Origin of the sequence: Cellvibrio sp. UBA7661 (assembly GCA_002483365.1) — a bacterium.
GTDB lineage: Bacteria > Pseudomonadota > Gammaproteobacteria > Pseudomonadales > Cellvibrionaceae > Cellvibrio.
In genome coordinates this window covers 269547-283856 of sequence record DLHT01000018.1, presented here as the reverse complement: position 1 = coordinate 283856, position 14310 = coordinate 269547, and the positions used below count along the sequence as shown (strand labels likewise).

The following is a 14310-nucleotide window of genomic DNA, read 5'->3' as shown; positions in this document are numbered from 1 at the left end:
TCATCAATTCATTTAAAAACGAGTAAGAGACGCAACCATGAGTTGGTTAGATAAAATTATTCCCAGCATTTCTCGCACCGATACCAAGCGCAGTAACAAAGTTCCTGAAGGCTTGTGGGAAAAGTGCGTTAAATGTGATGCAGTTTTATATAAGCCTGAAATGGAAAAAACATTGGATGTGTGTCCAAAGTGTGACCATCATATGCGCGTTGGTGCGCGTGCGCGTCTTAATATGTTTCTCGATCCACAGAACCGTCAGGAGTTGGCCACTGAAGTTGAGCCAATCGATCGCTTGAAATTTAAAGATGTCAAAAAATATAAAGACCGTTTAACTACAGCACAAAAAGAGACTGGCGAAAAAGATGCATTGGTTGCTATGCGTGGCGAATTGAAGGGTATGCCGATCGTTGCGGTTGCATTTGAATTTGCCTTCCACGGCGGCTCTATGGGGTATGTTGTGGGCGAACGTTTTACGCGTGCAGCTACTGTCGCTTTGAAAGAAAATATTCCGTTTGTTTGTTTTTCTGCAACAGGAGGTGCTCGCATGCAAGAAGCGTTGATTTCCTTGATGCAAATGGCAAAAACCAGTGCAGTGATTGAGCGTTTGAAAATGCAAGGAACGCCTTACGTTTCTGTTATGACTGACCCTGTATACGGTGGTGTGTCTGCGAGTCTTGCGCTGCTTGGCGATCTCAATATTTGTGAGCCAGGTTCTCGAGCTGGTTTTGCTGGTCCAAGTATTATCGAGCAGACAATTCGTCAGAAATTACCCAAAGGCTTTCAGCGCGCAGAATTTTTATTGGAGCATGGAGCAATCGACATGATTATTCATCGTCGTGATATGCGCGACAAACTTGCATCTCTATTGGCAAAATTTACCCGTAAAGCAGTTGTATAATCGATACGTTATGCAACTTGATTCGTTATCGGCGTGGTTGAAATGGTTGGAGCAAAACCATCCACAGGAAATTGATCTTGGATTAGAACGAGTTTCCTGTATTGCTGCGCGCATGGGTTTATTAAATCCTTCGGCAAAAGTGGTCATTGTAGCCGGAACCAATGGCAAGGGTTCATGCGTAACAGCAACGGCTGCAATGTTATCTGCTGCTGGTTTTTCGGTTGGTGTTTATACATCTCCCCATTTAATTGATTACAACGAGCGTATTGTGGTTAATGGCTCGTCTGCTAATGACAAAGAAATTTGCGATGCTTTTTCTGCAATTTACAATGCATGCCAGCAAGCTTCTGATGATTTTCCTCAGCCAATCAGTTTGACCTATTTTGAGTACGGCACTCTTGCGGCACTGGAAATATTCTCTCATCACGCTGTTGATATGATGGTGCTCGAAGTCGGTTTGGGTGGACGTCTGGATGCTGTCAATATCATTGATGCTGATGTGGCGATCATTACTAATGTTGCGCTTGATCATACGGATTGGCTTGGCGATAACCGAGAAGTTATTGGTTATGAAAAGGCTGGTATTATGCGAACGAGAAAGCCTGTTGTATGCGCCGATTTTGAACCACCGCTTTCAGTCATAAATCGCTCCTCAGTTTTATCTGCTCCTTTATATTTGATTAATCGGGATTTTGGTTATTCCACAGGTTGCACATCTTGGGATTGGTGGAGCTTGGAAATGCGTTTTTCGGCCAATCCATTACCTCAGTTACCTCTGCCTAGTCTTGCAGCTGCTTTGCAAGCTGTTTTGTTATTGGGGGTAGATGTAAAAAATATTAATGTATTTGAAGTTTTGGCCGGTTTGCGTGTGCCTGGGCGTTTTCAGACAATAGACTGGAATCAGAGAGTAGTAATTTTGGATGTTGCGCATAACCCTGCTGCTACATCGTATTTAGCTGAACGCTTGGAGCAGAACGCCTCGTCTTTTTCGCAGGTTCACGCCATCATAGGGATGATGTCAGATAAGGATCGTGCCCAAAGTTTGGGTAATCTCAAAAACTGCGTCGATTATTGGTATCTTGCAGATCTATCATATGTTCCTCGGGCGGCAAGCGTTCAGCAGTTGCGCCAGAATTTGCAAGAGCATGGACAATCGGATGTGTTCTCCGGAAGTGTTGAAAATTGTTTACAGATGGCCTTGAAAAACTCGGCTCCAGGTGACCGCATATTAGTCTGTGGTTCATTTTTTACGGTAGCCGCAGCAATACAAGCATTGGATAAGACAGCTTTTTGATGAATTAATATTATCCTGATCTAGGCTTTTGTTTTAGGGGATTCAAGTGAAAGAGTCGGTAAAGCATCGATTAATTGGCTCTGCGGTATTAGCCGCTGTTGCTGTGTTGTTTTTGCCGAGCTTTTTTAAAGATCGTCAACAATATCAGGTAGATACTCACTCACATATACCAGGACCCCCTAATATTACAGCTGTGGCGTTTGATGAGCCTGTGCAACCAGATAGTATTGAGCCGGCACTTACACCGGAAACCATGTTTTTACCTGATGAGAATGAGCAATCAAGCGTAGCCCCTTCAACTATTGAGCAGCCTATTATCGAAAATACGGTGACAGGTGTAAAAACCTCAGTATCCAATTCATCTTCAGATTCAGTTCCTGGTTTGCCACTGAATACAAAGGGTCTGCCTGATGCCTGGGTGATCCAGGTCGCAAGCTTGGGCTCGCAGGAAGCTGCTAATAAATTGCGTGACCAGCTTCAGGCAGATGGTCATAAAGCCTATGTGCGTGCAGTGCCTAATACAGCCGCTTACCGTGTTTTTATTGGCCCTAAGCAAGATAAAGCTGAAGCGCTTGCGATAAAGTCTCAATTAGACAAGCGCTTAAAAGTGAATTCCATGATTTTACCCTTCAAACCATGAAGCCATAATGACTCACGTCTGGTAGAATGCGCGCCACTGTAAACCTCTCACTTTTCTTCTGGAGCGGTCGGGCGAATGAATTGGGCTGATTGGGCTATTATTGGAATTTTTTTCCTGTCCTGTTTTATCGGTTTGATTCGTGGTTTCGTGCGCGAAGCGCTTTCATTGGTAATTTGGATTTCCGCCGTATTGGTGGCCAGATTATTTGGCGGCCAGCTTGAAACACTGCTAGTTGACCATATAGAAACCCCCTCTGTTCGTTTAATGACAGCCTACGCTGCATTATTTATTTCAACCCTATTGCTTGGCGCTATGGTTAGCTACTTGATTGGTGCACTTGTGCGTGCGACGGGTTTGTCGGGTACGGATCGCTTATTGGGGATGGTATTCGGAGTTGCGCGTGCATTCATCATTATTATGGCGATTGTTATTTTATTGCCCGGATTTATTCCCGTTCATGAAGACCATTGGTGGAAGCAATCGTCATTAATCCCTCACTTTCAATCTTGCGAAAGTTGGGTCGTGGAGATTTATGATCAGATTAGTCAATGGATTCAATCGATCTTCAACAGTACTGAGCCTGCTCAGACTGTGTGAATAACATTTTTTTGTAAATCATTTGTTTAAAGTTATTGAGGCAAATTTATGTGCGGCATTGTAGGTATTGTGAGTAAACGCGATGTAAATGTGCAGATTTACGATGCGTTAACCATTTTGCAACACCGTGGTCAGGATGCCGCTGGTATGGTTACCTGTGATAACGGGCGCATGAGTCAACAAAAAGCTAATGGTCTTGTGCAAGATGTTTTTAGGACGCGTCACATGCAGCGTCTACTCGGCAATATGGGTATCGGCCATGTGCGTTACCCTACCGCAGGCAGTTCAGGTCCTGCGCTTGCCCAGCCTTTTTATGTGAACTCACCTTATGGCATCGCAATGGCACATAACGGCAATTTGACCAATGCCGACAAGCTCAGTGAGGATATTTTTAAAACGGATTTGCGCCATGTAAATACAGATTCAGATTCAGAAGTATTGCTCAATGTGTTTGCTCATGAGTTACAAATGCAAGGAAAGCTAAGTCCGACAGCCGAAGATATGTTTGCTGCCGTTGCGGGGGTGCATAGACGTGTTACTGGTGGTTATTCAGTTGTCGCCTTGATTGCCAATTATGGCCTTGTCGCATTTCGTGATCCTCATGGTATTCGGCCATTAGTGTATGGCAAACGTAATGCGGAAGAGGGTGGTGTTGAGTATATGGTTGCTTCTGAAAGTGTTGCGCTCGATGTGCTGGGCTTTGAATTGATTGATGATGTTGCGCCAGGAGAAGCGATTTATATCACCGAAGAGGGCGAGTTACACCGCCGTCAATGCGCTGAAAATCCGCATCTCAGTCCGTGTATTTTTGAGCATGTGTATTTTGCTCGTCCTGATTCAATTATGGATGGTATTTCAGTTTATAAAGCACGTCTGCGTCAAGGTGAAAAATTGGCAGAAAAAATTCTGCGTGAGCGTCCTGATCATGATATTGATGTCGTTATTCCGATTCCGGATACCAGTCGTGTTGCAGGTCAGGCATTGGCTCAAAAGCTGGGTGTAAAATTCCGTGAAGGATTGGTGAAAAACCGTTATATCGGCCGTACTTTTATCATGCCTGGGCAGCAGCAACGTAAAAAATCTGTGCGGCAGAAACTGAATCCTATTGAGCTGGAGTTCAGAGATAAAGTTGTATTGCTGGTGGATGATTCAATTGTGCGCGGTACTACTTGCCAACAAATAATTCAAATGGTACGCGATGTAGGTGCAAAGAAAGTTTATTTTGCTTCTGCAGCTCCTGCTGTTAAATATCCTAACGTTTATGGTATTGACATGCCGACTACAGCTGAGTTGATTGCTCATGGTCGTAGTGATGAAGAAGTTTGTAAGGAAATTGGGGCTGATTGGTTGATTTATCAGGATTTGGAAGATTTGATCGCTGCTTCAGCAGAAGGTAATAGTAAAGTAAAAGAATTTGATTGTGCTGTATTTAACGGTAAATATTGTGCGGGTGACGTAACTCAAGAGTACCTCGACAAAGTTGCTGCTGCTCGCAACGATAGCGCAAAATCAGGCAAAAAAAACGTTAAGCAAATGGAGCTGCCAATAGGTTTACATAATGGCGCTGCGCGCGGATAACTCTCAATTTCAGTAAGTGCTTAGTGAGTTGATGTTGATGGATAATTTTTCTGGTGACTTTCTTTCCGATGATCCGCTGCTAAATGCAGCCTTGGATACACTAGCTATTCGCGCTGGTCAAACCCGCTCACACGAAGGTGAGCACAGCGAGGCACTATTTTTAACATCCAGTTATGTTTTTGGTAGTGCACAAGAGGCGGCAGAGCGTTTTTCCGGAGCACAAGCGGGCAATGTTTATTCCCGTTACACTAATCCTACAGTGCGCATGTTTGAAGAACGGATTGCAGCTCTTGAGGGCGCAGAAGCTGCTGTTGGTACTTCATCGGGTATGGCGGCAATCCTCTGTACATGTATTGCATTGTTAAAATCGGGCGATCATATTCTTTGCTCTCGCAGTGTGTTTGGTACAACAACAGTATTATTCACAAAGTATTTGCAAAAATTTGGTGTTACAACAACATTCGTGAATCCAGTTAATTTCGACGAGTGGGAGGCTGGCTTTACCGCAAACACTAAATTAGTGTTTGTAGAAACACCATCAAATCCTTTGTGCGATGTAATTGATATCCAGCGTCTTGCGAATTTAACTCACGCACACAGTGCTTTACTGGTTGTTGATAATTGTTTCTGTACTCCTGCATTGCAACAGCCATTAAAGTTTGGAGCAGATTTGATTATTCACTCCGCAACTAAATACATTGATGGTCAAGGACGTTGCCTTGGAGGTGTAGTTGCTGGCGCAAAAATTTTAATAGATGAAGTGCTCGGCTTCATTCGTAGTGCTGGGCCTACTTTGAGTGCATTCAATGCTTGGGTGTTTTTAAAAGGTTTGGAAACCTTGCCCCTGCGTATGGAGGCTCACTCGCGCAATGCACTTGAGCTTGCTCAATGGTTAAACAAGCATCCAGCGGTAGAAACAGTATTCTATGCCGGTTTACCGTCGCATAAGGGGCATGAGCTTGCTGTTAAGCAGCAATCCGCCTTCGGTGGCGTATTGTCTTTTCGCGTCAAAGGTGGCCGTGATGAGGCCTGGAAGGTAATTGACTCAACCCGAATTATGTCGTTGACTGCTAATTTGGGTGATACCAAAACAACAATTGTCCATCCGGCGACCACCACGCACGGTCGTCTATCTTCAGAGCAAAAAGCAGAAGCGGGTATTACTGAGAACCTCATTCGCATTGCTGTTGGCTTGGAAGATGTTGGTGATTTAAAAGCCGATCTTGTGCGCGGTTTGGGTAATCCTTAAACGACTAGTGCAGTAGGCCTCAAAAAAGTCGTTTTGGGGTCTTGTTCTCAGGGGTGTGCCTTGGTAAAGTGCGCGCCCTGTCGCCCAAAAGGGTAACTTTTAGGACTATAGCTCAGTTGGTTAGAGCACCACCTTGACATGGTGGGGGTCAGCAGTTCGAGTCTGCTTAGTCCTACCAATTCCAAAAGCCACTCACAGAGTGGCTTTTTTCTTTATATCTTCTGCTTTCTATCATCTTTCGGGTGAAAACAGTATCACCCCTTGAATTCATGGATGCCCACCCCATTTAGTTTTCACTCGCCTTCGTAGGCTGTATTAATCGTAATTTCGTGCATGTAATCAGGAGTTAGAAAATGACCGTTGATGCCCGCAAAGAAACCCGTGGTTTTCAGACAGAAGCTAAACAATTGCTGCATTTGATGATCCATTCATTGTATTCAAACAAGGAAATTTTCCTGCGTGAGCTGGTTTCTAATGCATCTGATGCGGCGGACAAGTTGCGTTTTGAAGCAGTATCTAATGGTGATTTATATGAAGGTGATGCTGATTTAAAGATTCGCATCAGTTTTGATAAAGAAGCAAAAACCCTCACGATCAGTGATAACGGAATTGGTATGTCGCGTGAAGAGGTTATCGAAAACCTGGGCACCATCGCTAAATCCGGTACTGCACAATTTATGCAGAAATTAACTGGCGATCAAAAGAAAGATTCGCAGTTAATTGGTCAGTTTGGAGTAGGTTTTTATTCGGCGTTTATTGTTGCCGACCGCGTTGTCGTCACTACTCGTCGTGCTGGGCTGTCTGCAGATCAGGCGGTCCGTTGGGAGTGTACTGGGGAAGCAGAGTTCACTGTTGAATCAGTAGAAAAAGCAGAACGCGGCATGACAGTTGAGTTGCATTTGAAAGATGATGCATTGGAGTTTGCTGATCATTGGCGTTTGCGTTCGATTATTAAAAAATATTCTGACCACATTGCGATTCCTGTAGTCATGCAAAAACAAACTCCAGTTGGTGATACTGAGAAAGTTGAGCGGGAGGATGAAGTAATTAATACAGCGACTGCACTTTGGACTCGTTCACGTTCTGATGTGACAGATGAAGAGTACAAAGAGTTTTATAAACACATAAGCCATGATTATGCTGAGCCGCTTAGTTGGAGCCACAATCGTGTTGAAGGTAATCTGGATTACACCAGCTTATTGTATATTCCTGCGCAGGCTCCCTTTGATTTGTACAATCGTGATGCATCGCGTGGTTTAAAGCTTTATGTACAACGCACATTCATTATGGATGATGCAGAGCAATTTTTACCTCTATATCTGCGCTTTATTAAAGGTGTGGTTGATTCAAACGATCTGAGCTTGAACGTTTCGCGTGAAATTTTGCAGAAGGATCCTAATATTGATGCAATGCGCTCCGCACTGACTAAACGTGTGCTGGATATGTTAAGTAAAATGGCGAAAAGTGAGCCGGAAAACTACACCACCTTCTGGAAAGAATTTGGTCAGGTGATTAAAGAAGGGCCAGCAGAAGATTTTTCTAACCGCGAGAAAATTGCCAAGTTGTTGCGTTTTGCATCCACCCATACCGATACAGCAGAGCAAAACCAATCGCTTGAAGACTATGTGGCTCGCATGAAAGATGGCCAGGAAAAAATTTATTACATCGCAGCGGAAAACTTTAATACCGCAAAAAACAGCCCTCATTTGGAGGTATTCCGTAAGAAAGGAATTGAGGTGTTGTTGTTATCGGATCGCGTAGATGAGTGGTTGATGAGTCATTTGCAAGAGTTTGAAGGTAAAAACTTCCAGGACGTAGGAAAAGGCGAGCTTGATTTAGGCAAGCTGGACAGTGACGAAGAAAAACAGACGCAAGAAAAAGTAGCGGAACAACTCAAGCCTTTGCTGGAACGTGTTAAGTCGGCACTTGGCGAAAATGTTTCTGATGTACGCATCACCCACCGCTTGACTGACTCTCCTGCTTGTGTGGTGGTAGGTCAGTTTGACTTGGGTGCGCAGATGCGTCGAATCCTTGAGGCTGCAGGTCAAAAAGTTCCGGAATCAAAACCTATTTTTGAATTGAATCCTGAGCATCCTTTGGTGAAAAAACTTGAAGCAGAGGCTAACGATAGCCGCTTTAGCGATTTAACGCATGTTTTGTTTGATCAAGCTAATTTGGCAGAAGGTGCGCAGCTGCAAGACCCTGCTGCTTATGTGCAGCGTTTAAATAAATTGTTGCTGGAGCTCAGTCACTAATATCTTGTTTTCAGGGTTCTGGATTATTGGTTCCAGATTTTTAGTGAGTTGATGTTATTAAAAATGACCTTGTCTATAATTAGACAGGGTCATTTTTTTTAGTGAATACACAAAGGTCGTTGCTATGGAGTATAAACACATTCTGTTACCTGCTACCAAGTCGATTGCTTTGGTCGCGCATGATAATAGAAAACAAGATTTACTAGCCTGGTGCAAAAAACACCGTGCTGATTTGGAATGTCATAGTTTATTGGGGACTGGAACAACGGGTGCGTTGATTGAACAAGAAACCGGGTTGCATGTTACAAAACTGATTTCCGGGCCTTTGGGAGGGGACCAACAAATAGGATCTTTGATCACCGAAGGCAAGGTAGATATGTTGATCTTTTTTTGGGATCCGTTTGAGCCCATGCCCCATGATCCTGATGTTAAAGCATTGTTACGTATAGCCGCAGTATGGAATATACCTGTTGCGTGTAATCAAAGCTCAGCCGACTTCTTTGTGACATCCAGCCTGTTCAATAGCGATTCAGATCATTTAATACCTGATTATGTGGCCTATATGGCCAAACGAACCTCTTCATAAGCTCCTCCAGAACCATTTTTTGCACAAAAAACCCTCATTTTGGGGTAAATAAGCGCCAAAAACATTCCCTCTTATTCCCAATGTTTGTTAATATCTGTTAACTTGGGTTTTTTGGTTCTATAAACCCGGTTGTGGATAAGAGCTAGCTGTTGTGCTGGCGATCATCGGATGAAGCAAACCGAGCAATAACAATAAAACATCAATGCTGTAGAGGTGTTTCATATGGCAGATCGTGAAATGGGCACAGTTAAATGGTTTAACAACGTGCGTGGATACGGATTTATAACCAGGGGAGAAGGAGGCGAGGATATTTTCGTACACTACAGAAATATCCGTGCGGAAGGTTACCGCTCATTAGCTGAAGGGCAAAGCGTTGAATTTCAGCTACAAAAAGGTGATAAGGGCTTGCAAGCAGAAGATGTTGTTTTGTTGAGCTGATGTAAACTTCACTCAGGGTTAAAAAAACACCGGCATTTGCCGGTGTTTTTATTTGTAGGTTTTATTGTGAGCTGGTGGAGGCAGATGCTGATGAGTAAGGCGTGATTTGGATAATAAGTCCAAGCACTGGATGATCAATATAGTGCACTTCATTACTGCGCATATCGCGCTCTTGCTGTAATAAAATTATTTGTCGTGTGACATATGTATCTGTTACTTCCGGTGCTGAGGTATTGGGATCAAAATTACCATTTGCCCAAGCTGCATTTTCAGTTGCCAGTGCCTGATCAAGTTCCAGCTCTGAGTCCAAAGAGAGCGTACTTAAATTAGTATTTGCATAGTTAGGACGTTTGGGTATTTCTGGCCATTGTTGGGTAATTTCCTGTCCGACGTTAAGATCATATTGTGCGAGCCATAAATTGGTTTGTAGCTCAAGGTAAGTCGCCACACTTAAACGAATACTTCCTTCTAATGATTGATGCTCTCCAAAGGTTTGTCCGCCGTTAATAATAATGGCTTTGGATGATTTTTTATTGGTGATTACTTGTCTCCATGCGTTATGAAATAGCACCTCAAAGTTGGGATTTCGTTGAAGCTTTTGTGCTTGTGCATTGAGATTGCGATCACTAGCGGGCAATAAATAGAACGGTTCCTTGGTTAAATCAATGCTGGTCTGGTTAGTAGAAGTAGCATTATTCATAGTGGTGTCATTGCTTGGGAGGCCAGTCACAGGGGATGTGTCTGCTGGGTCTTTAAGTTCAACCCAATCTCCCGGATAGCGTAGTTTGATATTGTTAGGCCAGTGTTCTTGCCCTGAGTCATCTTTGCGCGCAAAAACGATTAATTCAACTTGATACCACCCCTCATGGTTAGGTTTTGAAATTTGAGCAAAAGCCTGAGCTGCTGACAGTATTGCTGTTGCTCCTAATACGCTTGCCAAAACCTTGTACGATAAACGTGAAATAAATGCCATAGTAATACCCTGAAGTGCTTTCAGTTGTGCGTTAATTTTTTGGTGTCAGATAATCCAGTAAATCGACAACAGCTTGGATGCGCTTTTCGATTGATTCAAGATCCATAGTAAACTTCAACTGATTTGCTCCCTCTAATCTATAAATGCGAGATTGATTTTGTACGAGTTTCACAATTTGTAATGGATCCACCTTGGTATCGCTAGCAAATTCGATTTTGCCTCCTCGCGCATTAGCTTCCAGTTTGGTTATGCCTATAAGCTCAGCACTGATTTTAATTTGCGTCACACGAAACAGGTTTTTGACTGCCTCTGGTAATAAACCGAAACGGTCGATCATTTCCACTTGTAAATCCCTTAACGCTTCATCGTTTTGTGCATTTGCCAAGCGCTTATACATAACCAAACGTGTGTGAACATCCGGCAAATAATCTGATGGGATTAATGCGGGAATACGTAAGTTAATATCAATAGCTTCACTGAGTGCTTTTTCCAGATCGGCTTGCTTGCCTTGGCGAATAGCTTTTACTGCGCGGTCAAGCATATCCATATATAACGAGAAGCCAATAGTCTGGATTTGGCCACTTTGTTCTTCGCCAAGAAGTTCGCCCGCTCCGCGAATTTCCATATCGTAAGTTGCCAGAGTAAAACCTGCCCCCAGATCTTCTGCGGCACTGATGGCTTCTAAACGTTTTACCGCATCGTCAGTCATGGCACGTCGATCGGGGGTTAATAAATAAGCATAAGCCTGATGGTGTGAGCGTCCGACACGGCCGCGCAATTGGTGTAATTGTGCAAGGCCAAATTTATCAGCACGGTTGATGATAATGGTGTTTGCACTGGGAATATCGATACCAGTTTCAATGATAGTAGTGCACACCATGATGTTGAAACGTTTGTGATAAAAATCGCTCATCACCCGTTCAAGATCGCGTTCACGCATTTGACCATGCCCCACAGCTATACGTGCTTCGGGGATGAGTTCTTGTAAATCGCGTGCAGTTTTTTCAATTGTGTCCACTTCGTTGTGCAGGTAATACACTTGGCCGCCACGCAAAATTTCGCGCAGGATTGCCTCTTTAATAGTCGCTTCATCGTAAGTTCGAACGAAGGTTTTCACCGATAAGCGACGAGCTGGCGGTGTAGCGATAATTGATAAATCGCGAATACCCGCCATGGACATATTCAATGTGCGCGGGATGGGTGTTGCCGTAAGTGTGAGAATATCTATTTCGGCGCGCAAAGATTTGATCTGCTCTTTCTGACGAACACCAAAGCGATGTTCTTCGTCGATAATTAACAAACCAAGATTTTTGAATTTAATGTCCGGCTGTAATAATTTGTGTGTGCCAACAACAATATCCACTTTTCCTTCGGCGATACGTTCTAATACCTGATTAACCTCTTTGGTGGTACGAAAGCGTGAGAGCACTTCAACAGTAATGGGCCACTCTGCAAAACGGTCTTTCAGTGATTCGTAATGCTGTTGTGCAAGCAGGGTGGTGGGGGCGAGTATTGCCACTTGTTTACCACCATGACTTGCCACAAAAGCGGCGCGCATTGCGACTTCAGTTTTTCCAAAGCCCACATCGCCGCACACGAGGCGATCCATTGGTTTGTTCGATAGCATATCGCTAATAACAGATTCAATTGCACGCTGTTGATCCGGTGTTTCTTCAAATGGAAAGCTTGCCGCAAATGTGTCATAGGCTGTTTTGGGGGCAGGGAAAGCAAAGCCTTTACGTGCTGCACGGCGCGCGTAAACTTCAAGTAACTCTGCAGCGGTATCGCGAATTTGTTCAGCGGCTTTTTTTCGTGCTTTTTGCCAGGATTCGCTGCCGAGTTTGTGCAAGGGAGCCAAATCGTCTTCGGCACCACTGTATCGGCTAATTAAATGTAAGTTTGTTACAGGAACGTAGAGTTTGGCTTCGTCAGCATACTCCAGCGTTAAAAATTCGTTTGTTTGGTTGTCGATAGTGATAGTTTCCAGGCCGCGGTAACGGCCGACACCATGATCAATATGGACAACAGCCGCACCGACTTTTAATTCGGTGAGGTTTTTTACCACCATATCGGCATTGTCTTGTGTCTGTTTGCGACGGCGTTGCTGCTGGATACGTTCGCCAAATAGCTGGGATTCTGCAATTAAAGCGATTTTTGGCTCGGATAAAGATAACCCTTGTTCAAGTGGGGCAACCGTAATGGCTATATTGTCATTGCTGGTTATAAAATCTTCCCAGCTTTCTACCGTTACAGGCCGAACACGAATTCGGCTTAATAATTCAAGCAGCGTTTCACGGCGACCGGCAGATTCAGCGCAAAATAAAACACGTCGATCGGATTCCAGGAGAAACGATTCAATTGCAGCAAGCGGGTTGTCGGCTTGTGCCCGGATCGGTAATGAGGGGGTTGTGGTAGTGGCAAAGTTGATATTGCCTTCTTTATCATCCAGCGTTGCTGAGCTTACAAAAGTGCGAGAGTAATTTTTGAGGTTACCAAACAATTCGTCGATTGCGAGGTAAATATCTCGCGGAGCTAATAGTGGACGTAATGGATCGACACGTCGGCTTTCGTAGCGGCGCAACAGTTCCACCCAAAAGCTTTCTGCTGACTTTTCGATATCACCCAGTGCATACACTTGTGTATTTTGTGGCAGGTAATCAAATAGAGTGCTGCATGCATCGAAAAATAATGGCAAATAATATTCAATGCCAGGGGGTGAAATTCCAGCGCTTATGTCTTGAAAGACCGGGCAGGCTTTGTGGTTTACATCAAACCGCTCGAGCCATTGTTGTTTGAATAAATTAATTCCTGCTTTATTAAGTGGAAATTCTTTTGCGGGTAGCAATTGAATTTTTTCTACTTTATCAATTGTGAGTTGTGTTTCCGGGTCGAAAGTGCGCAGGCTTTCTATTTCATCATCGAATAAATCAATACGGTAAGGAGTGTTGCTCCCCATTGGAAATAAATCGATCAGTGCGCCGCGCACTGCAAATTCACCATGTTCATAAACTGTATCCACACAGCGATAACCTGCGCGCTCAAGATTGTGGCGCAACTGACCGGTGTCAATCTGCTCACCAACAGACACCATTAGGCTATTACCAATTAAATAGCTGTGCGGCATTAACCGCTGTAGCAAGGTGGTTATAGGTACAACCAAAACACCTTGCTTGATTGAGGGTAACTGATAAAGCGTACGCAAGCGTTCGGAGATGATGTCTTGATGAGGGGAGATCGTATCGTAGGGAAGCGTTTCCCAATCTGCTAATTGCAATACAGGTAAGTCATCTGAAGCTCCGGTGAAAAAAGTTAATTCAGATTCTAACCTTATTGCAGTACTGGTATCTGCGGTTATGACAAGGCTAAGTCCTCGATAAACTTTAGCTGCATTTACAATGGCTGCAGCTTGGGATGCACCATGTAGCTGTCCCCAATATTGGCGGTTACCAGATCGGGAGGATATCGGTGGTTCATTTAGCGAATAAAGCATGAGTAATGTGGTTGCTCTTTAATTAAATGTTGTTATGCACAAGGGGCGGCATTTTACCTGTCCTGATGAGATGACGGTGGCCGTAAGTGCAAAAAAACTATGCGTTTTAACACTACATGTAGGTGTTCATGCACATCACCTAAGTGAGAATGAATTCCATCTTCTGTTGTCACTGAATATGTTCGCCTGAAAAATGCTCGTTTTGGCGAAAAACCCTTGTAAAACATGCATTAATTCGATGCTTTAGTCTGGTGCGTGGACAGGGTGACGTTTATAATTCCCGCGTTTTACTAGGGCTATCCAAAACTTCCT

At 43.9% G+C, this 14310-nt stretch carries 11 protein-coding genes and 1 tRNA gene; 10 read left to right on the top strand and 2 right to left on the bottom strand.

The window, feature by feature from the left end; genetic code table 11:
- The first annotated feature begins 37 nt into the window (after positions 1-37).
- The 10 genes from accD to B2739_RS16380 all read left to right on the top strand — a co-directional run bounded on the left by accD (position 38) and on the right by B2739_RS16380 (position 9535).
- The gene (accD, locus tag B2739_RS16425; protein WP_331346928.1) at positions 38-898 is read left to right on the top strand and encodes an acetyl-CoA carboxylase, carboxyltransferase subunit beta; all 861 of its coding nucleotides are present in this window, start codon (positions 38-40) and stop codon (positions 896-898) included.
- A gap of 10 nt (positions 899-908) precedes the next feature.
- Positions 909-2192: a bifunctional tetrahydrofolate synthase/dihydrofolate synthase gene (gene folC, locus B2739_RS16420; protein WP_331346927.1), complete on the top strand. Its 1284-nt coding sequence runs from the start codon at positions 909-911 to the stop codon at positions 2190-2192.
- 46 nt (positions 2193-2238) lie between these two features.
- Entirely contained in the window at positions 2239-2832 is a 594-nt protein-coding gene (locus tag B2739_RS16415; protein ID WP_331346926.1) for an SPOR domain-containing protein, read from the top strand.
- Between the two features lie 75 nt (positions 2833-2907).
- Positions 2908-3429, top strand: a complete 522-nt coding sequence (locus B2739_RS16410; protein ID WP_331346925.1) for a CvpA family protein — start codon at positions 2908-2910, stop codon at positions 3427-3429.
- Positions 3430-3477: 48 nt separating this feature from the next.
- On the top strand, positions 3478-5007 hold the full coding sequence (gene purF, locus B2739_RS16405) for an amidophosphoribosyltransferase (protein ID WP_331346924.1): 1530 nt from the start codon (positions 3478-3480) through the stop codon (positions 5005-5007).
- A gap of 37 nt (positions 5008-5044) precedes the next feature.
- Positions 5045-6256 (top strand): O-succinylhomoserine sulfhydrylase, encoded by a 1212-nt coding sequence (locus tag B2739_RS16400; protein WP_331346923.1) that lies wholly within the window; start codon positions 5045-5047, stop codon positions 6254-6256.
- Positions 6257-6357: 101 nt separating this feature from the next.
- Positions 6358-6434 (top strand) — tRNA-Val (locus B2739_RS16395).
- A gap of 175 nt (positions 6435-6609) precedes the next feature.
- Positions 6610-8511, top strand: coding sequence for a molecular chaperone HtpG (htpG, locus tag B2739_RS16390; protein ID WP_331346922.1), 1902 nt, complete (start codon positions 6610-6612; stop codon positions 8509-8511).
- Positions 8512-8635: 124 nt separating this feature from the next.
- A complete protein-coding gene (locus B2739_RS16385) occupies positions 8636-9097 on the top strand; it encodes a methylglyoxal synthase (protein ID WP_331346921.1) in 462 nt (153 codons plus the stop codon).
- Positions 9098-9319: 222 nt separating this feature from the next.
- Positions 9320-9535, top strand: a complete 216-nt coding sequence (locus B2739_RS16380) for a cold-shock protein (RefSeq protein WP_049629846.1) — start codon at positions 9320-9322, stop codon at positions 9533-9535.
- Positions 9536-9596: 61 nt separating this feature from the next.
- Here B2739_RS16380 and B2739_RS16375 read toward each other — a convergent pair whose 3' ends face one another.
- Positions 9597-10508 (bottom strand): CsiV family protein, encoded by a 912-nt coding sequence (locus B2739_RS16375; protein ID WP_331346920.1) that lies wholly within the window; start codon positions 10506-10508, stop codon positions 9597-9599.
- Positions 10509-10539: 31 nt separating this feature from the next.
- The gene (gene mfd, locus B2739_RS16370) at positions 10540-13998 is read right to left on the bottom strand and encodes a transcription-repair coupling factor (protein WP_331346919.1); all 3459 of its coding nucleotides are present in this window, start codon (positions 13996-13998) and stop codon (positions 10540-10542) included.
- Positions 13999-14310: the final 312 nt, after the last annotated feature.